Consider the following 26,084-nt stretch of genomic DNA (forward strand, 5'->3'; position numbering starts at 1 on the left):
AAGGCACGACATTTTCAGGAGCGGGCGGCCGGTGGCTCTTTAGGGGCTCTTAGCCATGTTAACGCTTGACCGGCTGCACGCCCTCCGTTAGCGTTCGGCAACTTTCGCCAAGGATCATGAGCGCGATGCGCAAGCTTATTCTCGTAGAGGTGCGCTGGTAGGGGCCGGTTTAACAACCGGGCGTCCCCGACGCCAGCGCACGCCCAGGCCCCTCCGAGGGCCTTTTTTATTGCCCGCATTCCAGACAGACCAGAAGACCAGCCGCAGGAGAGCGTAATGAGCGAGATGATGACCGGCGCCGAGATGGTCGTCCGCGCGCTTCAGGATCAGGGTGTCGAGCACCTGTTCGGTTATCCGGGCGGCGCCGTACTCCCGATCTACGACGCCATTTTCCAGCAGGACAAGGTCAAGCACGTCCTCGTCCGCCACGAGCAGGGCGCCGTCCATGCCGCCGAGGGCTATGCCCGGTCCGGCCCTGGCAAGGTCGGCTGCGTGCTCGTCACCTCCGGCCCCGGCGCGACCAATGCCGTCACCGGCCTGACCGATGCGCTGCTCGACTCGATCCCGCTGGTCGTCATCACCGGGCAAGTCCCGACGCATCTGATCGGCTCCGACGCCTTCCAGGAATGCGATACGGTCGGCATCACCCGCTCCTGCACCAAGCACAACTATCTGGTGAAGAGCATCCACGACCTGCCGCGCATCCTGCACGAGGCGTTCTACGTCGCAGCGAACGGCCGCCCGGGCCCGGTCGTGATCGACATCCCCAAGGATATCCAGTTCGCCTCCGGCTCCTATACCCGGCCGCGTGACAACCAGCACAAGACCTACCGCCCGGTGGTCAAGGGCGACCTGAACAAGATCAAGGCCGCGGTTGAGCTGATCGCAAGCGCGAAGCGGCCGGTCTTCTATACGGGTGGCGGCGTGATCAATTCCGGCCCGCATGCCTCGGCGCTGCTGCGCGAACTGGCGCGGCTGACGGGCTTCCCGGTCACCTCGACGCTGATGGGGCTCGGCGCCTTCCCGGCCGCTGACAAGCAGTGGCTCGGCATGCTGGGCATGCACGGCACCTACGAAGCAAACCTCGCGATGCATGACTGCGACGTCATGATCAATATCGGCGCGCGCTTCGACGACCGCATCACCGGGCGCATTGACGGCTTCTCGCCGCGCTCGAAGAAGATCCATATCGACATCGACCCGTCCTCGATCAACAAGACGGTCAAGGTCGATATCGGCATCGTCGGCGACTGCGCCCATGTGCTCGAGGACATGGTCCGGATCTGGCGCGAGACCGGCGCCCAGGTCGACAAGACCGCGCTCGCCGCCTGGTGGACGCAGATCGATGGCTGGCGCAGCCGCAAGAGCCTCGCCTACAAGCGCTCGGACACGATCATCAAGCCGCAATATGCGCTGGAGCGCCTCCATGCGCTGACGAAGGACCGCGATACCTACATCACGACCGAGGTCGGCCAGCATCAGATGTGGGCCGCGCAGTACCTGCATTTCCAGGAGCCCAATCGCTGGATGACTTCGGGCGGCCTCGGCACGATGGGCTACGGCCTGCCGGCGGCGATCGGCGTGCAGATGAAGCACCCCAAGGCCCTCGTCATCGACGTCGCCGGCGAGGCCTCGATCCTGATGAACATGCAGGAAATGTCGACGGCGGTGCAGTACCGGCTGCCGGTGAAGATCTTCATCCTCAACAACGAGTACATGGGCATGGTGCGCCAGTGGCAGGAACTGCTGCATGGCGGGCGCTATTCGGAGAGCTATTCGCAGTCCCTGCCGGATTTCGTGAAGCTGGCCGAGGCCTATGGCGGCCACGGCATCCGCTGCGACGACCCGGCCAAGCTCGACGCCGCGATCATGGAGATGATCGAGACGCCCGGCCCGGTGATCTTCGACTGCCTCGTCGCCAAGGAAGAGAACTGCTTCCCGATGATCCCGTCGGGCAAGGCGCATAACGAGATGATCCTGCCCGATTTCGAAGGCGATACCGGCCAGATCATCGACGCCAAAGGCAAGCAGCTCGTCTGAGCCCGTCCAGACTCCCTCAGCCCTCATCCTGAGGAGCCGCATAGCGGCGTCTCGAAGGATGCTCCAGTGGGTGGGGAGGGATCTGGATCATCCTTCGAGACGCGGGCTTTGCCCGCTCCTCAGGATGAGGGCTGAGGGTACGATTGAAGGAAAGCACCATGGCCACCATCGGTTTGATCGGCGGGATGAGCTGGGAGTCGACCGCGGTCTATTACCGGCTCCTCAACGAGGGCGTGCGCGCGCGTTCGGGTGGGCTGCATTCGGCCGACGTGCTGCTGCATTCGGTCGATTTCGCAGGGATCGCGGAGATGCAGGCGAAGGGCGACTGGGCCGCGGCCGGCGCGGCGCTAGCCGCAAGCGCGCGTCGCCTCGAACAGGGCGGTGCTTCCTGCCTCGTGCTCTGCACCAACACCATGCACAAGGTCGCCGATCAGATCATCGCCGCGACCAAGCTGCCATTCCTGCATCTCGCCGACGTGACGGCACGGGCGGTGCTGGCGTCCTCGTCGCGCCGGCCGCTCTTGCTGGCGACGCGTTTCACCATGGAACAGGGTTTCTATCGCGACCGGCTCAGGGCCTTCGGTGTCGAGGTGCTGGTGCCGCCCCCCGAGGAGCGCGACGACGTCCATCGCATCATCTACGAGGAATTGTGCCGGGGGCGGATCGAGCCGGCCTCGCGCGAGCGCTACCGCGCCATCGTCGCACGCGCCGCGAAGGAAGAGGGCGCCGATGGCGTTATCCTCGGCTGCACCGAGATCGGCCTCTTGCTGTCGCAGGGCGATGTTTCCGTGCCAGTGTTCGACACAACAGCTCTGCATGTCCAGGCGGCGCTCGATTTCGTCGACGAGTGGGAGGTCGCCGCGGCATGAAGCTTCTGATCGGCAACAAATGCTACTCGTCCTGGTCGCTCCGGGCCTGGCTGCTGATGCGCGCGACCGGGATCGCCTTCACCGAACAGCTCGTGCTGCTCGACGAGCCCGGCTTCAAGGAGGCGATCTTCGCGGTTGCGCCCGGCAGCGGCGGCACCGTGCCGACGCTGGTCGACGGCGAGATCGCCGTCTGGGAGACGCTGGCGATCTGCGAATACCTGCATGACACGCAGCCTGAGGCCGGCATCTGGCCGCGCGACAAGGCTGCCCGCGCCCATGCGCGCGCCATCTCCAGCGAGATGCATGCCGGCTTCACCGCGCTGCGCGGGGCCTGCCCGATGAATCTCGGCAAGCGTTTCGCCGCGCGAGATCGCGGCCCCGGCGTCGCCCGTGATGTCGAGCGATTGACTGGGCTGTGGCGGCGCGCGCGCGAGCGCTTCGGTGCCGGCGGGCCCTTCCTCTATGGCGCCTTCTCGGCGGCGGACGCGATGTATGCGCCGGTCGTCACGCGGCTCGACACCTACGGCATCGTCGTCGATCCGGTCTCGCGGGATTACATGCAGGCGGTGCTCGCGCTGCCCGCCTATCGCGAGTGGCTTGCCGCCGCGCTGGTGGAGCCCTGGATCGTAGCGCAGGACGAGGTCGACGAACCCGTGCTCGTCAATCTCCGCAACAGCTGATCATTCCATTCCGACAGATTTCATCCGCTCCAACCGCCTCACAGGTCCGCCATGTCGAAGCCCGCTACCCATTACCCGAATGCTCCCAAGGCCCAGCCGACCGCGCGCCACACCCTGGCGGTGATCGTCGACAACGAACCGGGCGTTCTTGCCCGCATCGCCGGGCTGTTCTCGGGCCGGGGCTACAATATCGAGAGCCTCACCGTCTCCGAGACCGAGCATGAGAAGCATCTCTCGCGCATCACGGTGGTGACCTCCGGCACGGCCAATGTCATCGACCAGATCAAGGCGCATCTCGACCGGCTGGTGCCGGTGCATCGCGTCGTCGACCTGACCGAGCAGGGCGAGGCGATCGAACGCGAGCTCGCCCTGATCAAGGTGGTCGGCAAGGGCGATCATCGTGTCGAGGCGATGCGCCTCGCCTCGGCCTTCGGCGCGCGCGTGCTCGATGCCTCGCTGACCTCCTTCGTCTTCGAACTGACCGGTGCGACCGAGGAGATCGAGCGCTTCATCAAGACGATGACGGCGGTGGGGCTGACCGAGGTCTCGCGCACCGGCATCGCCGCGATGAGCCGCGGGCCGGAATCGATGTGACCATGGCACTGACGCCGGACCAGCTGAGCCAGATCGCCATGTTCCTGGGCATCGTCGGGTTCGGCTGTTTCGCCTGGCCGATCGCGATGCGCCTGTCAGGGAGAGGGCAGGCCGAGCCGCTCGGCAGCGGCAAGAGCCTGCGTTCGCCGCTGTGGTGGGCCGGCTTCCTGTTGACCATCGCGGCGATCTTCCTCCAGCGCATCGCGAGCCAGCAGGTCGCGGGCGGCTGACGCAGCGCCGGAAACATGCCGTCTTGCTTCGCAAGAAATGCGCGCGCATGACTTGGCGAGGAGGGACGCCTGATGTCGATCCAGCTCGAGGTTCGCAGCTATCGCGGCGGCGATCGGCATCATCACGAGTTCAGCCAGATTCTGCTGCCGATGCAGGGCGCCATGCGGCTGGATGTCGAGGGGCGCCGGGGCGTCGTCTCCCATAACTGCGTCGCGCTGATCCCGCAGTACTGCGAGCACGGTTTCGAGCCGAGCAGCGATTGCAGCATGCTCATCCTCGACGTCGACATGGCGGGCCTGGGCAGCGAGGCGCAGCCGGCATTGCTCAACAGCCGGGAGCCCTCGCTCCTGCCGATCGCGCCCTGGCTGTGGCGCATGTTCCGCCAGCTCGGCACGGAGGTCGAAACCGGAGCCTGTCCGACGGGAGCCGCTGCGCGCATGGCGATGACGGCGCTGCATCTGGTCGAGCCGGGCGAGCGGCCGCAGCCCTGGTCGCGCGCCGAACGGCGCGTACTGGACGTTGCGGAGGCGGGGCAGGGCGCGGGTGTCGCGCAGATGGCCCGGATGGCCGGGCTCGGGCAGAGCCAGTTCCATGCCCTGTTCCGGGCGACCATGGGCCGCTCGCCGAAGCAATTGCAGCTCCAGCGCCTGTTCGAGCGTGCGGCGGAGAGATTGGCCACGACGTCCGCGCCGGTTTCGGAGATTGCCTACGATCTCGGCTACCAGAACGCGGCATCCTTCAACCGGCAGTTCAAGCGGCGTTTCGGCCTGACGCCGAGCGAGTTCCGCGCCGCGAACCGCAGGTCGGGAAGGTCCTGAACCCGGCATCGCAGTTTCGGCCAAGCCGTCCGGAGCTTCGCCTCATCACGGCCGTGCCGGCGCTTGCTAGCTTGGGCGCTCGCGATGACCGTTTGCGGAGAGCCCGGCGATGAAGCTGACCGATTTCAAAGTCCTGACATTCGATTGCTATGGCACCCTGATCGACTGGGAAACCGGCATCTGGAACGCCCTGCAACCGCTCCTGAGCGCCGGCGGAATCGCATTGGAGCGCGAGGACGCGCTCGCCCGTTTCGCCCGCTATGAGAGCGAACAGGAGGAGGTGACGCCCTCCCTGCGCTACCCGACGCTGCTGGCTGCGGTGCATGCGCGCTTCGCGCGGGATCTCGGCCTGCGCATCCATGCCGATCTCAACGAGCGCTTCGGCGCCTCGGTGCCGGACTGGCCGGCCTTTCCCGATTCAGCCGAGGCGCTGGTCTATCTCAAACGGCACTACAAGCTCGTGATCCTGTCCAATGTCGACCGTCAGAGCTTCGCCGCCAGCAACCGGAAGCTCGGTGTGACCTTCGACGGCATCCACACCGCCGAGGATATCGGTTCGTACAAGCCCGACCCGCGCAACTTTGCCTTCTTGCTGGAGCATCTGCAGGCCGATCTCGGGCTCGCTGCGCATCAGGTGCTGCATACCGCGCAGAGCCTGTTCCACGACCATGTGCCGGCGCAGAAGGCCGGGCTGGCGCGAGCCTGGATCGACCGGCGCTTCGACAAGGCCGGCAGCGGCGCGACGCAGGTGCCCGAGAAGCGGCCGAGCGTGGATTTCCACTTCAAGAGCCTGGCCGAGATGGCGCAGGCACATCGCGAGGCCACTGCCTGACGGGCAGGGGTGGCCCTTCGGCGGCGGCGTTTCAGCCGCTGAAGCCGCCTTCGTCGAGGAAAGCCTGCTCCGGCGCCGTAGTCTCGCGCCCGAGCACCGGGTTGCGATGCGGGAAGCGGCCGAAATCGCGGATGATGTCGCGGTGGATCTCGGCGTACTTCACGCCGTCGGCATCATCGGCGGCGGCGCAGAGCGCGATGCAGCGCTCCTGATCCTCCAGTCCTTCGGAATGCATGAAGGGCATGTAGAAGAAGCGCTTTTCCGGCGGCTGATAGGCTTCGTCGAACCCCCTGGCGATCGCGCGTTCGGCGACTTCAACCGCTTGCGCATCTGTGGCGAAGGCGCGGGGGCTGCCGCGAAACATGTTGCGCGGGAACTGGTCGAGCAGGATCAGCAGCGCATAGACGCCTTCAGGGGTTTCCTCCCAATCGACGAGCTTTCCGGCCGCCGCGGCCTCATGGACAGGGAAGAAGTGCCGGCTGATCTCCGCGTCGAAGGCGTCGTCCTTGGCGAACCATTTCTCTGGGCCGGCCTCGCGCCAGAAGCTGACGACGGCATTGGCGCTGGGCAGGGTCATGAATGGCTCCGTTCCTCGAAATCCGATGGCTCAGAGATAATTCTTCCGCGGCCATCCGCCAGTCGCGAATAACGCTTGCGGGCCGCCGATGGGTGCGATAGATGCCTGAACCGTAACGTACGGTACTGGATTCCTTCCGCTCATGACGCAGGTTCAGGCAGAGACGCAAGGCGAGGCGCTGACAGCGCGCCAGCAGGCCGTGCTCGATGCCGTGCTGAGCCTGATGGTCGAGAAGGGCAGCGGGCTCACCATGACCGCCGTCGCGCGACGCGCGAGCTGCTCCAAGGAGACGCTCTACAAGTGGTTCGGCGATCGCGACGGTTTGCTCACCGCGACCGTGCAGTGGCAGGCCTCGAAGGTGAGGGCGGGCAATTACGACCGGCAGAACCTCGATGCCGGCACCTTGCGTGAGAGCCTGAAGGGTTTCGCCGCGAACTGGCTGGAGGTGATCACCTCGCCGACCTCGATCGCGCTCAACCGCATCGGCATCAATCAGGCGGCCTCGCGCGACGGGAATCTCGGCTCGATCGTGCTGGCCAACGGCCGCTTCGCCATCGGCGAGCGCCTTAAACCCGTGCTCGACGCCGGGCGCGAGGCGGGTTTGCTCGCCTTCGATGATACCGAGACGGCCTTCCGCACCCTCTTCGGCCTCGCCGGCCGCGACGTCCAGATCCGGCTCCTGCTCGGCGACACGCTGACGTTGAGCCGGGCCGAGATCGCCACTGACGCCGAGCGGGCGACCGAGCAGTTTCTCACCCTCTACGGCACGGGGCTGATCGCCTCGGGCCGGGACAAGACCAACGCGTGACAAAGGAGACACCCATGCGCGTTTATTACGATCGTGATGCCGACATCAACCTGATCAAGGGCAAGAAGGTCTGCATCGTCGGCTACGGCTCGCAGGGCCATGCGCATGCGCTCAACCTGCGCGATTCCGGCGTCAAGGAGATCATCATCGCGCTCAAGGCCGGCTCGGCCACGCGCAAGAAGGCCGAAGAGGCCGGCTTCAAGGTGATGACCCCGTCGGAGGCCGCCAAGGTCTCGGACATCATGATGATGCTGACCCCGGACGAGCTGCAGGGCGACATCTATCGCGACGAACTGCACGCCAACATGAAGGAAGGCGCCGCCCTCCTGTTCGCGCACGGCCTCAACGTCCATTTCAACCTGATCGAGCCGCGCAAGGACCTCGACGTGCTGATGGTCGCCCCGAAGGGCCCCGGCCACACCGTCCGCTCCGAGTATCAGCGCGGCGGCGGCGTGCCGACCCTGATCGCGATCCACCAGGACGCGACCGGCAACGCCCATGACCTCGGCCTCTCCTACGCCTCGGCCAATGGCGGCGGCCGCGCCGGCATCATCGAGACCACCTTCAAGGAAGAGTGCGAGACCGATCTCTTCGGCGAGCAGGTCGTGCTCTGCGGCGGCCTGGTCGAGCTGATCAAGGCCGGCTACGAGACGCTGACCGAGGCCGGCTACGCCCCCGAGATGGCCTATTTCGAATGCCTCCACGAGGTGAAGCTGATCGTGGACCTGATCTACGAAGGCGGCATCGCCAACATGAACTACTCGATCTCGAACACCGCCGAATACGGCGAGTACGTCACCGGCCCGCGGATCATCACGCCCGAGACCAAGGCCGAGATGAAGCGCGTCCTCAACGACATCCAGTCGGGCAAGTTCACCCGCGACTGGATGCTCGAGAACAAGGTCAACCAGACCTCGTTCAAGGCGACCCGCGCCCGCTACGCCGCCCATCCGATCGAGGAAGTCGGCGCCAAGCTCCGCGACATGATGCCGTGGATCAAGGCCAAGGCGCTCGTCGACAAGTCGAAGAACTGAGCTCTCCCAAGTCCCGTCATGCTCGGGCTTGACCCGAGCATCTCAGGATGGAGGGGCGTTCTTCCCGGTTGGAAATTCTCGGGTCGCGGCTGTGCCGCGCCCGAGAATGACGGGACGGAAAGCGGCTTTCCAGATTGGCCCAAGGCATTCCGGAAACAATTCCGGGGTGTTCGATCAGGCGCTGATATCAAGCGATATTGCTGTTTGCGGGCGGTGGTCGAGAGGCTGCCGCCCGCATTCTTTTCGCGGCGCGGTCAGGAACAGTCCTGGGGCGGAGGCGTTCTTCTTGCGGTGCGTACCCACTACAGGGGAGGCAGTGATGGAACTCTTGCGCATTCTTGAAACGCCGGTGGCGATCCGCGTCGTGATGGCGCTGTCGCTGGCGATGATGCTGGCGGTGATCCTCGGCCTTGCCTGATCCAACCGCTTCGAAAGACCCGAAACGACGAAGCCTCCGGCGCTTGGCGCCGGAGGCTTTTCTACGGGTGTGACCGGTCAGAAGGTGATCTTGTCCTTGATCTCGGCCTCGACATTCGAGGGCAGCGTGCCGCGTTTCACGAGATCGGCGAAATCCTTGAACTTCGCCTTGCCACGCTCCTCGATGATCTTCTTGGAACGGGCCTCGCCGATGCCCTTCAGCGTATCGAGTTCGGCGGCGGTCGCGGTGTTGATGTTGATCTTCTTGGCCTGGGCTGCGGCCGGCTGGGCGGCCGGGGTCGCGGGCTTCGCCGCGGGGGCTGCCTGCGCTGCCGGGGCGGCAGGGGCCGTGACGGGCGCGGCTGGCTTGGCGGCGGCGGGAGCCTGCGTCGCCGTCTGCGCGAAGGCCTGGCCGCCCATGGCGGCAAGCGCGACGAGGGGGAGCAGGAAGCGTGACATCGTCATGACTGGGACCTCACTTAAGTCGGCCCGGAAACGTCGCATCCGTCGGGGGCCGGGTCCCGCCGCCGGACGATGCTGGCGGCGTGGGGCCGTTCAGCGTGTCGCGCCGGGCTTCACCGTTGGGGTGTGCCGCGATGCGACGACGCGAATAGGCGCCTTTCGGTTTGAACGCTTTCCGAATGGCGCGTTCACCGGGCAGTCAGGTTTCGAGAACGTTCAGCGCGCGAGGAATTCGCTGAGACGCCCGATGCCATAGAGCAGGCCGAAGCCCCAGGCGAAGGAGGCCAGCCAGTTGGCAAGCTGGAACTGCCAGGAGGGCATGGCCACGATGCCGGCGACGATCGCGATGACGGCTCGCAGCGGCCCGAAGAAATGGCCGATCAGGATGCTGGCGATGCCCCATTTCTCGAAGAAGGCGTGGCCGCGATCGAGCAGTTGCGGGTTCTTGGTGAAGGGCCAGTGGTCATGAACACGCGGCCCGAGATGGATGCCGGCGATGTACGACACCCAGAAGCCGCTGCCGGCACCGAGTGAGGCTGCGAGCGCGAGCGGGACGAGATTGAGCCCTGAAGCGCCCGCGACGGCGCCGAAGGTGGTGAAGAACACCGTGGCCGGGACCAGCCAGGACAGAATCGCGACGCATTCGGCGAAGGCGACCGCAAAGACGATCGGGATCGCCCATTGCTGATTGGCCTGCATGAACGCGACGAGCGCCTTCATGGCTTGTTCGAGTTCGGCCATGGCGTTCGGCTCGGCTCCTGCGGGGTCGGGTCGGTCCCGCCATATGGCCGTGTCCATCAGGCGATGCAAGCGACGGGTCGCCGTAGGCGGCGCGTTGCCTTCCCCGAACGATCGCCTATTAATTCCGGCAACGCGGAAAAGCTGACGGCCGGCGCTAGGCCTGCGCCTGATGGGGAAACGGATTTCATGGGGTTGCAGGATAACCCGCACCAGGGTGCGGGAGCAGGGCTGGCGCCGTCGGGTGATCCGGCGGTGGCGTTGGGCGGCGTCGACATCACCTTTCATCTCGCCGATGGCGGCCGCTACCAGGCCGTCAAGGGCATCGACCTCAAGGTCCATCCCGGCGAATTTGTCTCGATCGTCGGGCCGACCGGCTGCGGCAAATCCACGCTGCTGAATGCGGCGGCTGGGCTGCTCGCGCCCTCGGCCGGCTCGGTCGGCATCTTCGGCAAGCCGCTCTCGGGGCTGAACCGGCGTGCGGGCTATCTCTTCCAGCAGGACGCCTTGATGCCGTGGAAGACGGCGCTGGAGAACGTCAAGGTCGCGCTGGAGCCGATGGGCGTGCCCGAGCGCGAGGCCGACCAGCGGGCGCGAGACTGGCTCGGCCGTGTGGGCCTGCGAACCTTCGTCGACCGCTACCCGCACATGCTCTCCGGCGGGCAGCGCAAGCGCGTCAGCCTTGCGCAGATGCTGATTCGCAATCCCGAGATCCTGCTGATGGACGAGCCCTTCGGGCCGCTCGACGCGCAGACCCGGCAGATCATGGGCAACCTCCTGCTCGACCTCTGGTCGCGCGACCGCAAGGCGCTGATGTTCGTGACCCATGACCTCGAGGAGGCGATCGCGCTCTCCGACCGGGTCGTGGTCATGTCGGCCGGGCCGGCGGCGGGGATCGTCGCCGATTACAAGGTCGATCTGCCGCGCCCGCGCGACATCGCCGATATCCGGCTGGAGAAGGCCTTCCACGAGATCCATCGCGATATCTGGGCTTCGCTGCGCGTCGAGGTGCAGAAAGCCTATGCGATGGGCGAGGGGCGTGAACTCGTCGGGGGAGACGCGTCATGAAGCGGATGAAGCTGCTCTCGCTCCAGATCCTGGTGATGGTCGTCTTTCTGCTGATCTGGCATGTCGCGACGACGACCAGCCTTTTCGGCGACGTGAAGACGATCCAGTTCTTCTTCTCGACGCCATCAGCGGTGCTGGCGCGCACCTTCAAGCAACTGACCAGCGCCGATATCTACTGGCATCTCGGCATCACGCTGACCGAGACGGTGCTCGCTTTCGTCATCGGTTCGCTCGCGGGCATCCTGTTCGGCTTCGCCTTCGCCCGGCGCGAGCTGCTTTCGGCGGTGTTCGACCCCTATATCAAGGCGGCGAACGCCCTGCCACGCGTCGTGCTGGCGCCGATCTTCGCGCTCTGGTTCGGCTTAGGGATCTGGTCGAAAGTCGCGCTCGGCTTCACGCTGGTCTTCTTCATCGTGTTCTTCAACGTCTATCAGGGTGTGCGCGAGGTCTCGCCGACGATCCTCGCCAATGCCCGCATGCTCGGCATGAACGAGCGCCAGCTCTTCAAGCATGTCTATTGGCCCTCGGCATTGACCTGGATGTTCTCCAGCCTGCACACCTCGGTGGGCTTCGCGCTGGTGGGTGCGGTGGTCGGCGAATATCTCGGCTCCTCGGCGGGGCTCGGCTACAAGATCCACGAGGCCGAGAGCGTCTTCGACGTCACCGGCGTGTTCTCAGGCATGCTGATCCTGGCGATCTTCGTCATCGCCATCGACTCGCTGGTGACGCTGGTCGAGAAGCGGCTGCTGGTCTGGCGGCCCGGGCAGAGCTCGACGACGGTCGCCTGATGCGAGTGGAAGCGGGGCGCGCCATCTACCGGCGCATCTCGATCAGGGTTCTCTGCAGAGGAGCGGGCGAGATCTGGATCGGCCCCTCGAAGGGGCTGTCCATATCGACGATCAGGTAGATCGCTCCGCCGATAAGGGCTGCCGCCGCGACGAAGCCGGTCACGACCACGGCGTTCCGCGGTGCCCGGAAGCCGAAGGTCGCGAAGATCAGGACCAGCCAGGCAATGAGCATGAGCACGAGCGGCCGCGGAATCGACCCCTCGGCCTGCTCGACCAGACTCCAGCGCAAGGCCAGCACCTTCCGGTACTGCTCGCGAATATCGTTCCAGATCTGGAGCTGGGGAGCGGTGGTCGGTGCGAGGGCGCGCAGTGCCGTTCCGATGTCCTCGAGCAACCGTTCGGACGTCTTGTCGGAAAGCTCCCCATTCGTCGTCCATTGGCCGTTTGCTGCGCGTTCAGCGTACAGCAGGAGCTTTCCGCGCGTTTCGGCGGCCTCGGGCCCGTAGAGCAGCAGCATCCGGTCGAGAAGGATCAGATCGGAGGCATAGGTGTGCACGTCGCGATTGATCGCATCGAACCTGCCCTTGGCGGATGTGATCATCAATCCGAGCACGAGAGACGTCATGACGACGAAGATGTTGGCGATGAGGCGCACGGTCGCCTGCGTGTCATCCTGCCGCTGATGTTCCGGAAGTCGTTGATACGAGAACAGAGCGCCGAGCGAGGCCGTGGCCAGGCACAGAAACACGAAAACGGCGATGCGCACTTCGTTCACGGCCGGCCCTCGTCTTGCTGTTGCAGCAGGTAGGCATGCGCATAAACGCCGGACGGCACCGTCTTGCCGGCTGGCTCGGGATCATTGCTCCCGCGGCTCAATCTAGCCTATGTTCGGCGCAAATGCGCGCCCGTCAGAAGCGCCAGCAGGATCCAAACCGGAGGAATTTTCATGCTCTTGTCCCGCCGCGGCGCGCTGGCTGCGCTCGCCCTTTCGACCGCGCTCGGCGCAGCGTCACAGGCACTCGCGCAGAACGCCGAGAAGCCGAAGCTCACGCTCGGCGTCGGCGGCAAGCAGCTTCTCTATTACCTCCCGCTCACGGTCGCGGAGAAGAAGGGCTTCTTCAAGGAGCAGGGGCTCGACGTCGAGATCAACGATTTCGGCGGCGGCGCGAAATCGCTCCAGGCGCTGGTCGGTGGTTCGGTCGACGTCGTGACGGGCGCCTATGAGCACACCATCCGCATGCAGGCGAAGGGCCAGGACATCCGCGCCGTGATCGAGCTCGGGCGCTTCCCGGCCATCACCATCGCCGTGCGCAAGGACCTCGCCGACAAGGTGAAGTCGGCGGCGGACTTCAAGGGGCTCAAGATCGGCGTGACGGCGCCCGGTTCCTCGACGGCGTTGACGGCGCAATACGCCATGGTCAAGGCGGGCCTGAAGGCGACTGATGCCGCGATCATCGGCGTCGGTGCCGGCGCGAGCGCAGTCGCTGCGATCAAGCAGAAGCAGGTCGATGTGATCTCGCATCTCGATCCCGTCACCTCGAAGCTCGAGGCCGATGGCGATATCGTCTCGCTGATCGACACCCGCACGGAGGCCGGCACCAAGGCCCTGTTCGGCGGCTCCAACCCGGCGGCGGTGCTCTATCTCAAGAACGACTTCGCCGAGAAGAACCCGGTTACGACCCAGAAGCTGGTCAACGCCTTGATGAAGTCGCTGAAATGGCTGGAGACGGCGAAGCCCGAGGATGTCGCGGATCTCGTGCCGGAAGAATACCTGCTCGGCGACAAGCCGCTCTACATCCGCGCGGTCAAGAACTCGCAGGAGGCCTATTCGCGCACCGGCATTTCGACGCCTGACGGCATGAAGAGCATGTACGACTCGCTCAAGCTGCTCGATCCCGAACTGACCAACTCGAATGTCGATCTGTCGAAGACCTTCATCGACAGCTTCGCCAAGAAGGCCGCTTCCGGCTCCTGAACCAGCCTTCCGCCCCCCTCGATGACAGCGCCGCTCAGAAGCGGCGCTGTTTTCATTTGCGGGGGCGGTCCGGCTGGACTCGCGATCGCAGCGGCGCGAGAGTGCTTCCCTGACGCAAGGAGAGGCGACATGACCGAACGCGCCGCCGTCGAAACCCTGATCCGCGATGCCTATGCCGCCCGTTACCGCGGCGATCTCGATGCCTTGATGGAGTACCTGCACCCCGACTGCAGCTACCGGCTTGCGGGTGGGCCGCAGGCGGCCGAGGTCTTCGTGCAGCCGGAGGGGCACGCCGCCGTCCGCGCGCAGATGGCGGGGCTGATCGCGACCTATGTCTTCAGCAATGTCGAGGAGCTGGCGCTGACGGTCGATGGCGACAGGGCGACGCTGCACTGGCGTGCCGATGTCGAATGCAAGCCGACCGGCCGGACCGAATCCTTCGAGATCATGGACATCTTCACCATTGCCGACGGCAAGGTGAAGAGCCTCGTCCAGTTCACGGACACGGCTGGCGTGGCGCGGCTGTCGAGCCCTTAGAAGCGACGGATTCCTCCATGGAAATGCGGGTTATCCCGGATGGAGCGAGGCGGAGATCCGGGATTCGTGCCTGAACCTCGGTCGGCAAAGCTCCGGCATGGATACCGGGGCAAGCCAAGGATGACGGCGTGTGACGGTGGAGGATCCAAGGGCTCCAGCGCCCGTGCTGATCGCAGCCATCACCGCTTTCGGTTGGCCTGCGGCGCGGTAGCCGCTAGTTTCGCCGCGTCGTTTCGTTGAAAGCCGGCCTGCCACCCATGAACATTCTCTCGATCCAGTCCCATGTCGCCTATGGCCATGTGGGCAACGCTTCCGCGACCTTCCCGATGCAGCGGCTCGGCGTCGATGTCTGGCCGGTCCATACGGTGCAGTTCTCGAACCACACGGGCTATGGCAGCTGGAAGGGCCGCGTCTTCGACGGCGGCATGATCGACGAGGTGATGGACGGCATCGCCGAACGCGGCGTGCTCGCGCAATGCGACGGGGTGATCTCCGGCTATATGGGTTCGGCCGATATCGGCCATGCCATCCTCTCGGCGGTGGAACGGGTGCGCGCGGCCAATCCCAAGGCGATCTACTGCTGCGATCCGGTGATCGGCGATGTCGGTCGCGGCGTCTTCGTGCGGCCGGGCATCCCGGAATTCATGCGCGAGCAGGCCGTGCCGGCCGCCGATATCGTGACGCCCAACCAGTTCGAGCTGGAATTGCTGACCGATGTCGAGATCAAGACCATCGCCGACGCGCATCGCGCGATCGAGGCTTTGCGCGACGCCGGCCCGAAGGTCGTGATGGTGACCTCGCTCGTGACCGAGGAGACGCCGGGCGACTCGATCGACCTGATGGCCGCGGATGCCACGGGCAGCTGGCGGGTGCGCACGCCCAAGCTCGATGTCAGCGTCAACGGCGCGGGCGATGCGATCGCGGCCCTGTTCCTCACGCATTACCTGCGCGAGGAATCGGCGGCGGCAGCGCTGTCGAAGGCGGCGTCCTCGATCTACGGGCTCCTGAAGCGGACGAAGGAAGTGGGTTCCCGCGAGATCCTCACGGTCGCGGCGCAGGACGAGTTCGTCACGCCCTCGCGGGTCTTCGAGCCGCAGGCGATCTGAGCGCATCACGATGAAGCTGCGCGTCGGCACCTTCAATGTCGAGAACCTGCTGACGCGCCATCGCTTCGAGCCGGGCGGGCGCGCCGAGACGGCCGCTGCGATGTCGCTGTTCCATTTCCCGCGCGCCGACGAGCGCGACGCGGTGGAGCGCTCGCTCGCGGTCGCGCTGGAAGATGACAAGCGCCAGATGACGGCGCTCGCCATCGCCGAGGCCGGGGCCGACCTCTGGATGCTGCAGGAGGTCGACTCGCTCGCCAGCCTGCAGGCTTTCTTCGCGAATTACGTCCACCGCATCGCCGACCATCGCTACGGCCATTTCACGCTGCTGGACGGCAATGACCGCCGCAACATCGATATCGGCTTCGCGGCGCGGCGCGACCTGTTCGGACCGGGGCAGGTCACGGTGCGCTCGCACAAGGACCTGACCTTTGCGCAGGCCGGCGTGCATGACCGCGAGCTCGCCATGCTCGGCATCGGGCCGCATGGCAAGATCTTCGCGCGTGACTGCCTGGAGGTGGAGCTGACGCTCGGCGGGCGGCGGCTCAGCCTGTTCGGGTGCCATTTCAAGTCGATGAACAATGGCCGCGAGGACGGACGGACAGAGACACTGCCGGTGCGCCGGGCCGAGGCGCGCGCTGTGCGCTGGCTGATCCAGCAGCGCTTCGGCGGCGGCTGGCGCGAGACCAATTGGATCGTGCTGGGCGATCTCAACGGCTACCGCTACGGCCTCGGGCCACAGGCGGAGATCGTCGACGAGGGTGACAGCGGCATTGAGCCGCTGCTGGACAATTTCGCCGTCGATCCGATGCAGACGCTGCCGGTGCATGAGCGCTGGACGCATTTCCGGCGCTACTGGTCTGACACCCAGGAGAAGCTGGTCGACAGCCATATGCCGCTCGACTGCATCCTGCTCTCGCCTTCGCTCGCGGCGGCCAATCCAAAGCCTGCCATGCAGATGATCCGGCGCGGTCTGCCTTACCGCGTGCCGCTCGATCCGCGTGAGCCGGACCGTTCGATGGCGCGTTTGGCGACCTGCAACGATCGCTATCCGCGCGTCGGCTGGGACCGGCCGAAGGCCTCCGACCATTGCCCGCTCACGATCGATCTCGAAATCCCGGAAGGGTGACCTGATGAAACGCCGCTTCGTCACGCTCGATGTCTTCACCACGCGTCGCCATGCCGGCAATCCGCTGGCGGTGGTGCTCCAGTCGGAGGGGCTGGATACCGAGGCGATGCAGGCCATCGCCCGGGAATTCAACCTGTCCGAGACGGTCTTCATTGCGCCGCCGGAGAGGCCGGAGCACCGTGCCTCCGTCCGCATCTTCACGCCGGGCGGGGAATTGCCTTTCGCCGGCCATCCGACGGTCGGTACGGCGGTCTGGCTTGCGCTCACCGACGAGGCCGAGGGACGGCCCGCCGACATGCTGGTGCTGGAGGAGAAGATCGGGCTGGTCTCCTGCGCCGTCGCGGTCAAGGGCAGCCATGCCGGCCACGCCACCTTCACCCTGCCGCGCCTGCCGGAGCCGCTTGAGCAGCCGGTTGCGGATGCGCAACTGGCGGAGGCGCTCGGGCTCGACCCGGCCGATATCGGCTTCGACGCACATCGGCCGAGCGCCTTCTCGGCGGGTGTCGCCTATACGATGGTGCCTGTCGCGAGCCGCGAGGCTGTCGCCAAGGCGCGGGTCGTGGGCGCCTTCGAGCGGGTGATGGCCGCGACCCCGAACGGCAACGCCTTCGTCTATTGCCGCGAGACAGCCGAAGTTGGGCACAACTACCACGCCCGCATGTTCTGGCCGGGCGCAGGCGTCGCCGAGGACCCGGCGACGGGCTCGGCGGTCGCGGCCTTTGCCGGCGCGATCATGGCCTATGACAGGCCGGAGGACGGTGACCACCGCCTCGTCATCGAGCAGGGCTACGAGATGGGCCGGCCGTCGCAGATCACGCTGGAATTGAGCGTGCGCGACGGCGAGCTGGTCTCGGCGCGGATCGGAGGCTCGGCCGTGGTGGTCAGCGAAGGCGTGCTGTTGTGAGCGTTGGTGTCGAGAACGGGACGATCGTCCGGCTGTCGCGGGTCGATGCTACGGTCGAGCCCTATGACTGGGCTTTTGCCCGCGAGAATGCCAAGGAGATCGCCGCGCATTGGGCTGACATCAGCGCGAACAAGCCTGCGATGTTCAACGGTCGCGTCATGTTGCAGCATCGTGCAGCGATCCGCGAAGGCGTGTTCGAGGCCGGCTATTTCGAGACGGATTACGCCGCCTTCATGACCTGGCGCGATGCCGGCTATCCCGGCCCCGCCATTCGCAACGGCTTCGCCATGGCGGCGCTTCGGGCCAGTGACGGCGCCTTTCTCTGTGGGAAGATGGGCGACCATACCGCCAATGCCGGCAAGGTCTATTTCGCCGCCGGCACGCCCGACCGCGACGATGCCCGGCCCGACGGCACGCTCGACCTCGCCGGCAGCGTCACCCGCGAGCTCGGCGAGGAGACGGGCTTGCGTATCGAGGAGCTTCGGGTGGGCGAAGGCTGGACGGCGCTGATCGAGCAGGGTCGCATCGCCTTCATGCGCGAGGTTCGCATCGATCTGGCGGCGGATGAAGCGCGGGCGCTGATGCTGGAGCGGATGAAGAACCTCGAAGAGGAGGAGCTTTCCGACATCGTTGTCGTGCGCGATCTCGCCGAGACGGAAAAGCATGACATGCCGCCCTTCATGCGCCGCTATCTCGCACATATCTTCGACGGCAAGTGATCCTGCCTGTTCCGCGAAAGTGACCCGATGAGCTCTGCCGAGACCAGCTATCCGGAAGCCAATTATCCGGAAGCCTTGCCGCTGCCGGCCGAAAATCCCTTCGCTACGCGCTGGGAGACGCCGTTCCGCCTGCCGCCCTTCGCCGCGATCAAGCCCGAGCATATCCGCCCGGCCTTCGATGCCGCGCTCGCCAAGCACAAGGACGAGATTGCGGCGATCGTCTCTGAGAAGGCAGAGCCGGATTTCGCCAACACGGTCGAGGCGCTGGAGCGGGCAGGGCGCGCGCTCAGCCGCGTCGGCGGCGTGTTCTACAATCTCACCGGCGCCGATACGAACGAGGCGCTGCAGGCGATCGAGCGCGAGATGTCGCCGATCACCTCGCGGCACTGGTCGGCGATCATGATGGACGAGGGGCTTTTCGCCCGCGTCGATGCCGTCAATGCCAGGCGCGATGCGCTCGGGTTGAACCCGGAGCAGGCGCGCCTGCTGGAGCGGAGCTACAAGGGCTTCATCCGCTCGGGTGCGAAGTTGAACGCCGAGGACAAGAAGCGCCTTGCCGCGATCAACGAGCGGCTGGCGGGGCTGGGCACGCAGTTCAGCCAGAACGTGCTGAAGGACGAATCCTCCTACGCGCTCTTCATCGCGGACGAGGCTGGGCTCGCCGGCCTGCCGGACTTCGTGAAGGCGGCGATGGCGCGTGCGGCGGCCGATCGCGGCAAGCCCGGCCAGCATGCGGTGACGCTGTCGCGCTCGATCATCGAGCCCTTCCTGACCTTCTCGACCCGGCGCGACCTGCGCGAGGAAGCCTTCATCGTCTGGAGCAAGCGCGGCGAGAATGGCGGCGAGAGCGACAACCGCGCCATCGTCGCCGAGATGGTGAAGCTGCGTGCCGAGAAGGCGAAGCTCCTGGGCTATCCGACCTTCGCGCATTTCAAGCTCGATGATGCCATGGCCAAGACGCCGGAGCATGTGCGCGGGCTTTTGGAGCTGGTCTGGAAGCCGGCCAAGGCCCGAGCTGCGCGCGAGGCCGTCGATCTCGCGGCTCTCGCGCAAAGCGAGGGCGAGAACGGCCAGATCCGTCCCTGGGACTGGCGCCATTATGCCGAGAGAGTCCGGCAGAAGACCTATGCGCTCGATGAGGCCGTGCTGAAGCAATATCTCCAGCTCGACCGCGTCCGGCAGGCGGCCTTCGACGTTGCCGGCAAGCTGTTCGGGCTATCCTTCGCGGAGCGGCCGGAGCTTCAGGGCTATCACCCCGACGTGCGCATCTTCGAGGTGACGGAGACCGCGAGCGGGCGCCATATCGGCCTGTTCGTCGGCGACTACTTCGCCCGTGCCTCGAAGCGGTCCGGCGCCTGGATGAGCGCCTTCCGCGGCCAGCGCAAGCTCGACGGCGAGACCCGGCCGATCATCGTCAATGTCTGCAACTTCGCGAAACCAGCGGAAGGCAAGCCCGCGCTGCTTTCGCTCGATGATGCGCGCACGCTGTTCCACGAGTTCGGCCATGCGCTGCACGGGCTGCTTTCGGATGTGACCTATGGCTCGCTCGCTGGAACGTCGGTCGCACGCGATTTCGTCGAACTGCCCTCGCAGCTCTATGAGCACTGGTTCCTGACGCGCGAGGTGATGCGCGAGTATTGCCACCACGCGGAGACGGGCGAGCCGATCCCCGAGGCGCTGATCGAGAAGATCGAGAAGGCCCAGACCTTCAACCAGGGCTTCGCCACGGTGGAGTACACCTCCTCGGCGCTGGTCGACCTCGCCTTCCACTCGCTGGAGGCGCCTGCCGAGGTCGATCCGCTCGCCTTCGAGGCGGCGGAGCTCCAGCGTCTCGGCATGCCCGCCGAGATCACCATGCGCCACCGCACCCCGCATTTCACCCATGTCTTCTCGGGCGACGGCTATTCTGCCGGCTATTACAGCTATCTCTGGTCCGAGGTGATGGATGCCGATGCCTTCAACGCCTTCACGGAGACGGGCGATGTATTCTCGCCCGCAGTCGCGGAGAAGCTGAAGCGCTACATCTATTCGGCCGGCGACACGCGCGATGCAGCGGAGGCCTATACGCTGTTCCGGGGACGCCTGCCGACGCCGGATGCGCTGCTGGAGAAGCGCGGGCTGGCGGCGTAGGGGCCTGCATGTGTGAGGGCGGCTGCGGCGGCGCCAGTTGCTTTTATGCTTGGACAGCGCGGTGAACCCTCTCCCATAGGGAGAGGGCAGGGTGAGGGGATGGCCGCCAGCCGAGTTTGCTGCGAGGTCGTCGCTGCGCCGCGGTGAGGCCGGGTTCGACTGGTCAAACGGCCTTTACCTCGCTCCTGCCCCTCTCGCCGATCTCGGGCCTGCCCGAGATCGGTACTTTGAGTGTCGAAATCGGCAACATCGCCTTTGATGCAGGAGAGGGGGCCGCGCGCTTCTTGCGGCGAAAGCTTCGTCCTTCAGCATTCCCTCTTCAGCCCGCAAAGCTGATGTCGTGGACGTCAGTCTAGATGCGCGATATATTCAAGCCGAGATTTCAGCGATGCGGGCCAGCTGATGATGACCGCTGCGCAGATGCGAGCTGCCCGGGCGATGCTCGGGATCGACCAGCGCCAGCTCGCCGAGATGGCGGGGGTCTCCGTGCCGACGATCCAGCGCATGGAGCGCAGCAGCGGCACGGTGCGCGGCATGATCGAATCGCTCACCCGCGTCGTCGAAGCGCTCGACCGCGCCGGCATCGTGCTGATCGGCGAGAATGCGACCAGTAGTGTCGGCGGGCGCGGCGTCCGCCTCAAGGCTCCTCCCTGATCGCCTGCCGGAACCCGTTGCGACAGGGCGGCGCCGACCGCGACCCGGCCGACGACCCCGCTCCGAGTGGCACAGGAAAGGGTCGTCATGGCCGCCACGAGCATCAAGCCCAGCTTCGTTGAACTCTACACCCCCAAGCTGCTGACCGTCCTGCGCGAAGGCTATGGCCTGAGCCATCTCAGAGCCGATGCGATCTCCGGGCTGACGGTCGCCATCGTCGCGCTGCCGCTTTCAATGGCCATCGCCATCGCCTCGGGCGTCACGCCGGATCGAGGCCTATACACCTCGATCATCGGTGGCTTCATCGTCTCGGCGTTCGGCGGCAGCCGCTTCCAGATCGGTGGTCCGGCCGGCGCTTTCATCGTGCTGGTTGCAGCTTGCGTGGCGCAGCACGGGGTGGACGGGCTCCTGCTCGCGACCTTCCTCTCCGGTCTGATGCTGGCGGCGGTCGGCCTGCTCGGCCTCGGCACCTTCATCAAATACATTCCCTATCCGGTCACGGTCGGATTCACGGCGGGCATCGCCGCCATCATCTTCGCCAGCCAGATCAAGGACCTGCTGGGCCTCTCCCTTGCGCATGAGCCGGGAGCTTTACTGCCGAAGCTCGAGGCGCTCGCGGGCGCGCTGCCGAGCGCGAACCCGGCCGCGATCATCGTCACCGCCGTCACCATCGGCCATATCCTGCTGCTGCGCCACCTGCGCCCGCATTGGCCGGCCTTCATCATCGCCGTTGCCGTCGCTGCTGCAGGGGCAGCCATCGTTGGGCTGCCGGTCGAGACCATCGGAACGCGCTTCGGCGGCATCCCGCAGACGCTGCCGCTGCCCCACCTGCCGGCGATCTCCTGGGAGAAGGTCGTGGCGGTGCTGCCGAACGCGCTCTCCTTCACGCTGCTCGGCTGCATCGAGAGCCTGCTCTCGGCTGTGGTGGCCGATTCGATGACCGGCCGACGACACCGCTCCAATTGTGAACTGGTGGCACAAGGGCTCGCGAACATGGCCTCGCCGTTGTTCGGCGGCATCTGCGTCACCGGCAATATCGCGCGGACCGCCACCAATGTCCGCTCCGGCGCGCGCGGACCGGTCTCAGGCATGCTACATTCGGTCTTCCTGCTGCTGTTCATGATGGTTGCAGCACCGCTCGCCTCCTACATCCCGCTCGCGGCGCTGGCGGGGGTGCTGGCGGTGGTGGCCTGGAACATGGCCGAGAAGCACGAATTCGCGACGCTGATCCGTGCCTCGCGGGGCGATGCCGTCGTGCTGCTGGTGACATTCCTGCTGGTGATCTTCGTCGATCTGAGCACCGGCATCGTCGCTGGCTTCGTCGTCAGCTCACTGCTTTTCCTGCATCGCATGGCGCAGTCGGTCGCCGTGGAAGATGGCGTGCCGATGATCGACGAGGATCGCGCCGACACGGCCGATGGCAACGGGCGCAAGCCCTATGATGCCGCGCCGGCGACCGATCCCGATGTGGTGGTGGTGCGGATCTCGGGCGCTTTCTTCTTCGGTGCCTCGGCGGCAGTGGGGGCGGCGCTCGACCGGATCGGCGAGGCGCCCAAGACCTATGTCGTCGATCTTTCGGCCGTCTCCCTGCTCGACTCGACCGGTGCGGCGACGCTCGACGGCTTCGTGCGCAAGGCCAATCGGCGCGGCGCCGTCGTTCAGATCGCCGGGGCCAGGAGGGCGGTGCGCCGCACGCTTCTCATCCATGGCATCAGGCGGCCGCGGGTGCGTTTCGCCTCGTCGGTGAGCGAAGCCGTTGCGGCCGGGCACGCAAGAGCAGCAAGTGTCGATCTGGCGGAAGCGCCAGGATCTCAACCCGGATAGCCGAACCTGGCCTTGGTCGCGCGGATCTGGCCGATCGCGCCGGCTTCGTTGCCGGCCGCGCAGGTGGTGCGGGCGCGCGCGATCTCGCTGCTGACGCGGTCGTGGACGCCTTTCGTCGTGTGGCCGGTGGCGACGTCGTTATCGATCACCGCCTGGAACCGCTCGACCTCACCGGAGCAGCCTGTGCCACCCGGCATGTGGAAGGTGCTCGGCGTCACGCCGGGGGCGGCCTGCTCCGGAGCCGGAGCAGGGGGCGGTCCGGCGCTCTGGCAGGCGGCTAGGGCGAAGCTCGCGAGGGCGAGAAGGGGCAGCGCGCGCATCGGTCTCTCCGCTACGATCAGAAGGCCGACCATTGCCGATTCTCGCGGGCCGCGCCAGCGACCTGCGGCTCAGCCGTCGCGCAGGAAGAAGGTCGCGGCGACCGTCATCGCGGCTGCCGCGGCGGCCGCGAGCCAGATGGCCGTCAGGCCGATCCAGCCATGCACGGCCGCGCCGAGAAAGGCGCCGCCCATCAGCCCGAGCCAGAGCAGGAAATGGCGCAGGAAGGCGCGCTTGGGCCCGCCCAGCATGGCGGCGGCGATCCGCTGCCCCATCTTGACCAGCGTGCCCGTCATGTAGGTCAGGCCGATCGTGACCTCGCCGTCGCGCTGGAAGACGGCGTTCTCCGTGCCCATCGCCACCGCAAGCAGGCCGACCGCCGGAAGCGTCGCGCCGCTCGTTTCCAGCAGCGCGGCCAGCGCGAGCAGCATCGTGACCATGCCGAGCACGGCTGGCGCGCGCTGCCGGCCGGCCGCATGGCCGACGAGCGAGCCGAGTACGACACCGCTGACGAAGAGGGCGATGATGCCGCCGGCGAGCGCGGCCCCGCCGGCCCGGCCGCCCGCGAGCTCAATGCCGAGCCGTGTCGTGTTGCCCGTCATGAAGGAGACGAAATAGCCGCCGAGCGTGATGAAGCCGAGCGCGTCGACATAGCCGGCAAGCGCCGAGAAACAGGCCGCGAGCGCGATCTCGCGCCTCTGGTAGCGCATCATGACGAATACGAATCCTGGGTCATCGATCGGTCGCGGAAGCCGGCCGAATCGGCGTTGTCCTATCATAGGTCGCGACGACGCCTGACCGCCCCCCGGCAACTGCATGCGACATATGCTTGCGCTTCGCCCTTTGCTTCGGTTACATCCTGTCCCGTCGATTTGAGGAACGCCTGTGGTTTCGACCGCCCGCCATGACCTGACGAAGGACTGCGCCGCTGCGCAGGTCGTCGGCATGCGCGCTCGCGCTCCCCTCGCACGCGCCCGGTTCTCGCTTCTCGGCCTCCTTCTCCTTAGCTGCCCCTGAGGGCCGGCCGGGCATGCTGCCTGGGCGCTCAGGGGACTGACGAGAACCGCCGACAGAAAACCCAGCGCCCGCCTTTTCCGATCTCGCGGCGCATCGACACCGGAAGCAGAACCATGACCAACCCGACCCAGTCCGGCTCCGCCCAGAATCCTTCGGGCAAAGACCGCGTCCTGATCTTCGACACCACCTTGCGCGATGGCGAGCAGTGCCCCGGCGCCACCATGACCTTCGAGGAGAAGCTGGAGGTCGCGGAGGCCCTCGATACGATGGGCGTCGACATCATCGAAGCCGGTTTCCCGATCGCTTCGGACGGTGATTTCGAGGCCGTGTCCGAGATTGCCCGCCGGAGCAAGCGCGCGACGATCGCCGGTCTCGCCCGCGCCGTCAGCATCGACATCGCCCGGGCCGGCGAAGCCGTGCGCCATGCGGTGAAGCCGCGCATCCATACCTTCGTCTCGACCTCGCCGATCCATCTGGAGCACCAGATGCGCAAGACGCAGGAGGAGGTGCTGGAGATCATCTCCGCCACCGTCAAGCAGGCGCGCAACCTGGTCGAGGATGTCGAATGGTCGGCGATGGACGCGACCCGCACCCCGATCGACTATCTCTGCCGCACGGTCGAAGCGGCGATCAAGGCCGGCGCGACGACGATCAACCTGCCCGATACGGTCGGCTACGCCACGCCGGACGAGTATCGCTTCATGTTCAAGTCGATCCGCGAGCGCGTGCCGAATGCCGACAAGGCGATCTTCTCGGCGCATTGCCATAATGATCTGGGCCTGGCCGTCGCCAATTCGCTGGCGGCGATTGAGGGCGGCGTCCGTCAGGTCGAGTGCACGATCAACGGCATCGGCGAGCGCGCCGGCAATGCCTCGCTGGAAGAGATCGTGATGGCGCTGAAGGTGCGCGGCGACGTCCTGCCTTACGACACCGGCATCGACGCATCGCAGTTGATGCGCGTCTCCAAAGCTGTCTCGAGCGCCTGCTCCTTCCCGGTGCAGTACAACAAGGCGATCGTCGGCCGGAACGCCTTCGCGCATGAAAGTGGTATCCACCAGGACGGTATGCTGAAGAACAACACCACCTACGAGATCATGACGCCGGAATCGGTCGGCGTGACCAAGACCTCGCTGGTGATGGGCAAGCATTCCGGCCGGGCTGCCTTCCGCTCGAAGCTGAAGGAGATGGGTTACGAGCTGGGCGACAACCAGCTCGAGGACGCCTTCACCCGCTTCAAGGCGCTGGCCGACCGCAAGAAGCATGTCTACGACGAGGATATCGAAGCTCTGGTCGACGAGAACATCGCGACCGCCCATGACCGCATCAAGCTGGAATCGCTGACGGTGATCGCCGGCACGCGCGGGCCCCAGCGGGCGACGATGAAGCTGAATGTCGATGGCCGCCTGGTCACCGAGGAGGTCGAGGGCAACGGACCGATCGACGCGATCTTCAACGCGATCAAGGCGATCGTGCCGCATGAGGTGGCGCTGGAGCTCTACGATGTCCATGCCGTGACCGAGGGCACCGATGCCCAGGCCGAGGTGACGGTGCGTCTCGCGCGCGACGGTTCCTCCGTCAGCGGCCGCGGCGCCGATCCGGACACGCTGGTGGCTTCGGCCAAGGCCTATCTCGCCGCGCTCAACAAGCTGATCGCGCGGGGCGGGCGCCTGCACGCACAGGCGGCGGAGTAAGAGGGGAAGGGCGCTCTTGGGGACATGTGTCATCCCGTGCGCGCTGCAGCGTGAACGCTGCTGCGCAGACACGGGACCGCGTGACGATTGGGGCTCCCTTCCTCACGGCCTCCGCAAGGGCGCCTCT

Annotated in this window: 27 protein-coding genes; 21 read left to right on the plus strand and 6 right to left on the minus strand. The window is 66.1% G+C overall.

Annotated features, from left to right (window positions below; all coding sequences use genetic code 11):
- The first annotated feature begins 276 nt into the window (after positions 1 to 276).
- From Q0Q02_RS04940 to Q0Q02_RS04970, 7 genes are all read left to right on the plus strand, one after another.
- A complete protein-coding gene (locus tag Q0Q02_RS04940) occupies positions 277 to 2,040 on the plus strand; it encodes an acetolactate synthase 3 large subunit (protein ID WP_293807447.1) in 1,764 nt (587 codons plus the stop codon).
- A gap of 158 nt (positions 2,041 to 2,198) precedes the next feature.
- The gene (locus Q0Q02_RS04945; protein ID WP_293807449.1) at positions 2,199 to 2,909 is read left to right on the plus strand and encodes an aspartate/glutamate racemase family protein; all 711 of its coding nucleotides are present in this window, start codon (positions 2,199 to 2,201) and stop codon (positions 2,907 to 2,909) included.
- Complete coding sequence (locus Q0Q02_RS04950) at positions 2,906 to 3,589, plus strand: glutathione S-transferase family protein (RefSeq protein ID WP_293807451.1); 684 nt, start codon at positions 2,906 to 2,908, stop codon at positions 3,587 to 3,589. Before Q0Q02_RS04945 ends, Q0Q02_RS04950 begins: the two co-directional genes overlap by 4 nt.
- 51 nt (positions 3,590 to 3,640) lie before the next feature.
- Complete coding sequence (ilvN, locus tag Q0Q02_RS04955; protein ID WP_113586768.1) at positions 3,641 to 4,183, plus strand: acetolactate synthase small subunit; 543 nt, start codon at positions 3,641 to 3,643, stop codon at positions 4,181 to 4,183.
- A 2-nt stretch (positions 4,184 to 4,185) separates the two neighbouring features.
- Positions 4,186 to 4,413 (plus strand): hypothetical protein, encoded by a 228-nt coding sequence (locus tag Q0Q02_RS04960; RefSeq protein ID WP_293807454.1) that lies wholly within the window; start codon positions 4,186 to 4,188, stop codon positions 4,411 to 4,413.
- Positions 4,414 to 4,485: 72 nt separating this feature from the next.
- Positions 4,486 to 5,232, plus strand: a complete 747-nt coding sequence (locus tag Q0Q02_RS04965) for an AraC family transcriptional regulator (RefSeq protein WP_293807456.1) — start codon at positions 4,486 to 4,488, stop codon at positions 5,230 to 5,232.
- 109 nt (positions 5,233 to 5,341) lie between these two features.
- Positions 5,342 to 6,064 (plus strand): haloacid dehalogenase type II, encoded by a 723-nt coding sequence (locus Q0Q02_RS04970; protein WP_293807458.1) that lies wholly within the window; start codon positions 5,342 to 5,344, stop codon positions 6,062 to 6,064.
- A gap of 31 nt (positions 6,065 to 6,095) precedes the next feature.
- On the opposite strand, the gene Q0Q02_RS04975 is transcribed toward Q0Q02_RS04970, so the two are convergent.
- Complete coding sequence (locus Q0Q02_RS04975; RefSeq protein WP_293807459.1) at positions 6,096 to 6,641, minus strand: DUF924 family protein; 546 nt, start codon at positions 6,639 to 6,641, stop codon at positions 6,096 to 6,098.
- Between the two features lie 142 nt (positions 6,642 to 6,783).
- Here Q0Q02_RS04975 and Q0Q02_RS04980 point away from each other — a divergent pair, with 142 nt between their 5' ends.
- Complete coding sequence (locus tag Q0Q02_RS04980; RefSeq protein ID WP_293807461.1) at positions 6,784 to 7,449, plus strand: TetR/AcrR family transcriptional regulator C-terminal domain-containing protein; 666 nt, start codon at positions 6,784 to 6,786, stop codon at positions 7,447 to 7,449.
- 14 nt (positions 7,450 to 7,463) lie between these two features.
- Positions 7,464 to 8,483: a ketol-acid reductoisomerase gene (gene ilvC, locus Q0Q02_RS04985; protein WP_293807463.1), complete on the plus strand. Its 1,020-nt coding sequence runs from the start codon at positions 7,464 to 7,466 to the stop codon at positions 8,481 to 8,483.
- A 495-nt stretch (positions 8,484 to 8,978) separates the two neighbouring features.
- Here ilvC and Q0Q02_RS04990 read toward each other — a convergent pair whose 3' ends face one another.
- The gene (locus tag Q0Q02_RS04990; protein ID WP_293807465.1) at positions 8,979 to 9,365 is read right to left on the minus strand and encodes a helix-hairpin-helix domain-containing protein; all 387 of its coding nucleotides are present in this window, start codon (positions 9,363 to 9,365) and stop codon (positions 8,979 to 8,981) included.
- 213 nt (positions 9,366 to 9,578) lie between these two features.
- Positions 9,579 to 10,103 (minus strand): DedA family protein, encoded by a 525-nt coding sequence (locus Q0Q02_RS04995; protein ID WP_293807467.1) that lies wholly within the window; start codon positions 10,101 to 10,103, stop codon positions 9,579 to 9,581.
- A gap of 186 nt (positions 10,104 to 10,289) precedes the next feature.
- On the opposite strand from Q0Q02_RS04995, the gene Q0Q02_RS05000 reads away from it, so the two are divergent.
- Both Q0Q02_RS05000 and Q0Q02_RS05005 read left to right on the plus strand, forming a co-directional pair.
- The gene (locus tag Q0Q02_RS05000) at positions 10,290 to 11,168 is read left to right on the plus strand and encodes an ABC transporter ATP-binding protein (protein ID WP_293807469.1); all 879 of its coding nucleotides are present in this window, start codon (positions 10,290 to 10,292) and stop codon (positions 11,166 to 11,168) included.
- A complete protein-coding gene (locus Q0Q02_RS05005) occupies positions 11,165 to 11,956 on the plus strand; it encodes an ABC transporter permease (protein ID WP_293807471.1) in 792 nt (263 codons plus the stop codon). Before Q0Q02_RS05000 ends, Q0Q02_RS05005 begins: the two co-directional genes overlap by 4 nt.
- A gap of 25 nt (positions 11,957 to 11,981) precedes the next feature.
- On the opposite strand, the gene Q0Q02_RS05010 is transcribed toward Q0Q02_RS05005, so the two are convergent.
- Positions 11,982 to 12,731, minus strand: coding sequence for a hypothetical protein (locus tag Q0Q02_RS05010; RefSeq protein ID WP_293807472.1), 750 nt, complete (start codon positions 12,729 to 12,731; stop codon positions 11,982 to 11,984).
- Positions 12,732 to 12,902: 171 nt separating this feature from the next.
- Between Q0Q02_RS05010 and Q0Q02_RS05015 the strand changes: the two genes are divergently transcribed.
- The 9 genes from Q0Q02_RS05015 to Q0Q02_RS05055 all read left to right on the plus strand — a co-directional run bounded on the left by Q0Q02_RS05015 (position 12,903) and on the right by Q0Q02_RS05055 (position 22,931).
- Positions 12,903 to 13,931 (plus strand): ABC transporter substrate-binding protein, encoded by a 1,029-nt coding sequence (locus Q0Q02_RS05015; protein WP_293807473.1) that lies wholly within the window; start codon positions 12,903 to 12,905, stop codon positions 13,929 to 13,931.
- A 129-nt stretch (positions 13,932 to 14,060) separates the two neighbouring features.
- Entirely contained in the window at positions 14,061 to 14,468 is a 408-nt protein-coding gene (locus Q0Q02_RS05020; RefSeq protein ID WP_293807474.1) for a nuclear transport factor 2 family protein, read from the plus strand.
- A 257-nt stretch (positions 14,469 to 14,725) separates the two neighbouring features.
- A complete protein-coding gene (gene pdxY / locus Q0Q02_RS05025; RefSeq protein WP_293807475.1) occupies positions 14,726 to 15,574 on the plus strand; it encodes a pyridoxal kinase PdxY in 849 nt (282 codons plus the stop codon).
- Between the two features lie 10 nt (positions 15,575 to 15,584).
- A complete protein-coding gene (locus tag Q0Q02_RS05030; RefSeq protein ID WP_293807476.1) occupies positions 15,585 to 16,700 on the plus strand; it encodes an endonuclease in 1,116 nt (371 codons plus the stop codon).
- 4 nt (positions 16,701 to 16,704) lie between these two features.
- A complete protein-coding gene (locus Q0Q02_RS05035; protein WP_293807477.1) occupies positions 16,705 to 17,604 on the plus strand; it encodes a PhzF family phenazine biosynthesis protein in 900 nt (299 codons plus the stop codon).
- Positions 17,601 to 18,323 carry an NUDIX hydrolase gene (locus Q0Q02_RS05040; protein ID WP_293807478.1) on the plus strand — a complete coding sequence of 241 codons (723 nt, stop codon included), beginning with the start codon at positions 17,601 to 17,603 and terminating at the stop codon, positions 18,321 to 18,323. Before Q0Q02_RS05035 ends, Q0Q02_RS05040 begins: the two co-directional genes overlap by 4 nt.
- A 27-nt stretch (positions 18,324 to 18,350) precedes the next feature.
- On the plus strand, positions 18,351 to 20,453 hold the full coding sequence (locus Q0Q02_RS05045) for a M3 family metallopeptidase (RefSeq protein WP_367275018.1): 2,103 nt from the start codon (positions 18,351 to 18,353) through the stop codon (positions 20,451 to 20,453).
- A 402-nt stretch (positions 20,454 to 20,855) separates the two neighbouring features.
- Positions 20,856 to 21,107 carry a helix-turn-helix transcriptional regulator gene (locus tag Q0Q02_RS05050; RefSeq protein ID WP_293807479.1) on the plus strand — a complete coding sequence of 84 codons (252 nt, stop codon included), beginning with the start codon at positions 20,856 to 20,858 and terminating at the stop codon, positions 21,105 to 21,107.
- 87 nt (positions 21,108 to 21,194) lie between these two features.
- Positions 21,195 to 22,931 (plus strand): SulP family inorganic anion transporter, encoded by a 1,737-nt coding sequence (locus Q0Q02_RS05055; protein WP_293807480.1) that lies wholly within the window; start codon positions 21,195 to 21,197, stop codon positions 22,929 to 22,931.
- On the opposite strand, the gene Q0Q02_RS05060 is transcribed toward Q0Q02_RS05055, so the two are convergent.
- Together Q0Q02_RS05060 and Q0Q02_RS05065 are read right to left on the minus strand one after the other, a co-directional pair.
- Entirely contained in the window at positions 22,919 to 23,251 is a 333-nt protein-coding gene (locus Q0Q02_RS05060) for a hypothetical protein (RefSeq protein WP_293807481.1), read from the minus strand. The genes Q0Q02_RS05055 and Q0Q02_RS05060 overlap by 13 nt on opposite strands.
- 69 nt (positions 23,252 to 23,320) lie before the next feature.
- Entirely contained in the window at positions 23,321 to 23,962 is a 642-nt protein-coding gene (locus tag Q0Q02_RS05065; protein WP_293807482.1) for a YoaK family protein, read from the minus strand.
- 417 nt (positions 23,963 to 24,379) lie between these two features.
- On the opposite strand from Q0Q02_RS05065, the gene Q0Q02_RS05070 reads away from it, so the two are divergent.
- Complete coding sequence (locus tag Q0Q02_RS05070; RefSeq protein ID WP_293807483.1) at positions 24,380 to 25,957, plus strand: 2-isopropylmalate synthase; 1,578 nt, start codon at positions 24,380 to 24,382, stop codon at positions 25,955 to 25,957.
- The last annotated feature ends 127 nt before the right edge of the window (positions 25,958 to 26,084 follow it).

The sequence above is a fragment of the uncultured Allobosea sp. genome (assembly GCF_945956895.1).
In the GTDB taxonomy this organism is placed as follows: domain Bacteria; phylum Pseudomonadota; class Alphaproteobacteria; order Rhizobiales; family Beijerinckiaceae; genus Allobosea.

Excerpts from the sequence above, each read along its gene's own strand:
- Q0Q02_RS04940 (WP_293807447.1), top strand. The coding sequence starts at position 277 with ATGAGCGAGATGATGACCGGCGCCGAGATGGTCGTCCGCGCGCTTCAG.
- Q0Q02_RS04945 (WP_293807449.1), top strand. The coding sequence starts at position 2,199 with ATGGCCACCATCGGTTTGATCGGCGGGATGAGCTGGGAGTCGACCGCG.
- Q0Q02_RS04950 (WP_293807451.1), top strand. The coding sequence starts at position 2,906 with ATGAAGCTTCTGATCGGCAACAAATGCTACTCGTCCTGGTCGCTCCGG.
- ilvN (WP_113586768.1), top strand. The coding sequence starts at position 3,641 with ATGTCGAAGCCCGCTACCCATTACCCGAATGCTCCCAAGGCCCAGCCG.
- Q0Q02_RS04960 (WP_293807454.1), top strand. The coding sequence starts at position 4,186 with ATGGCACTGACGCCGGACCAGCTGAGCCAGATCGCCATGTTCCTGGGC.
- Q0Q02_RS04965 (WP_293807456.1), top strand. The coding sequence starts at position 4,486 with ATGTCGATCCAGCTCGAGGTTCGCAGCTATCGCGGCGGCGATCGGCAT.
- Q0Q02_RS04970 (WP_293807458.1), top strand. The coding sequence starts at position 5,342 with ATGAAGCTGACCGATTTCAAAGTCCTGACATTCGATTGCTATGGCACC.
- Q0Q02_RS04975 (WP_293807459.1), bottom strand. The coding sequence starts at position 6,641 with ATGACCCTGCCCAGCGCCAATGCCGTCGTCAGCTTCTGGCGCGAGGCC.
- Q0Q02_RS04980 (WP_293807461.1), top strand. The coding sequence starts at position 6,784 with ATGACGCAGGTTCAGGCAGAGACGCAAGGCGAGGCGCTGACAGCGCGC.
- ilvC (WP_293807463.1), top strand. The coding sequence starts at position 7,464 with ATGCGCGTTTATTACGATCGTGATGCCGACATCAACCTGATCAAGGGC.
- Q0Q02_RS04990 (WP_293807465.1), bottom strand. The coding sequence starts at position 9,365 with ATGACGATGTCACGCTTCCTGCTCCCCCTCGTCGCGCTTGCCGCCATG.
- Q0Q02_RS04995 (WP_293807467.1), bottom strand. The coding sequence starts at position 10,103 with ATGGCCGAACTCGAACAAGCCATGAAGGCGCTCGTCGCGTTCATGCAG.
- Q0Q02_RS05000 (WP_293807469.1), top strand. The coding sequence starts at position 10,290 with ATGGGGTTGCAGGATAACCCGCACCAGGGTGCGGGAGCAGGGCTGGCG.
- Q0Q02_RS05005 (WP_293807471.1), top strand. The coding sequence starts at position 11,165 with ATGAAGCGGATGAAGCTGCTCTCGCTCCAGATCCTGGTGATGGTCGTC.
- Q0Q02_RS05015 (WP_293807473.1), top strand. The coding sequence starts at position 12,903 with ATGCTCTTGTCCCGCCGCGGCGCGCTGGCTGCGCTCGCCCTTTCGACC.
- Q0Q02_RS05020 (WP_293807474.1), top strand. The coding sequence starts at position 14,061 with ATGACCGAACGCGCCGCCGTCGAAACCCTGATCCGCGATGCCTATGCC.
- pdxY (WP_293807475.1), top strand. The coding sequence starts at position 14,726 with ATGAACATTCTCTCGATCCAGTCCCATGTCGCCTATGGCCATGTGGGC.
- Q0Q02_RS05030 (WP_293807476.1), top strand. The coding sequence starts at position 15,585 with ATGAAGCTGCGCGTCGGCACCTTCAATGTCGAGAACCTGCTGACGCGC.
- Q0Q02_RS05035 (WP_293807477.1), top strand. The coding sequence starts at position 16,705 with ATGAAACGCCGCTTCGTCACGCTCGATGTCTTCACCACGCGTCGCCAT.
- Q0Q02_RS05045 (WP_367275018.1), top strand. The coding sequence starts at position 18,351 with ATGAGCTCTGCCGAGACCAGCTATCCGGAAGCCAATTATCCGGAAGCC.
- Q0Q02_RS05050 (WP_293807479.1), top strand. The coding sequence starts at position 20,856 with ATGATGACCGCTGCGCAGATGCGAGCTGCCCGGGCGATGCTCGGGATC.
- Q0Q02_RS05055 (WP_293807480.1), top strand. The coding sequence starts at position 21,195 with ATGGCCGCCACGAGCATCAAGCCCAGCTTCGTTGAACTCTACACCCCC.
- Q0Q02_RS05060 (WP_293807481.1), bottom strand. The coding sequence starts at position 23,251 with ATGCGCGCGCTGCCCCTTCTCGCCCTCGCGAGCTTCGCCCTAGCCGCC.
- Q0Q02_RS05065 (WP_293807482.1), bottom strand. The coding sequence starts at position 23,962 with ATGATGCGCTACCAGAGGCGCGAGATCGCGCTCGCGGCCTGTTTCTCG.
- Q0Q02_RS05070 (WP_293807483.1), top strand. The coding sequence starts at position 24,380 with ATGACCAACCCGACCCAGTCCGGCTCCGCCCAGAATCCTTCGGGCAAA.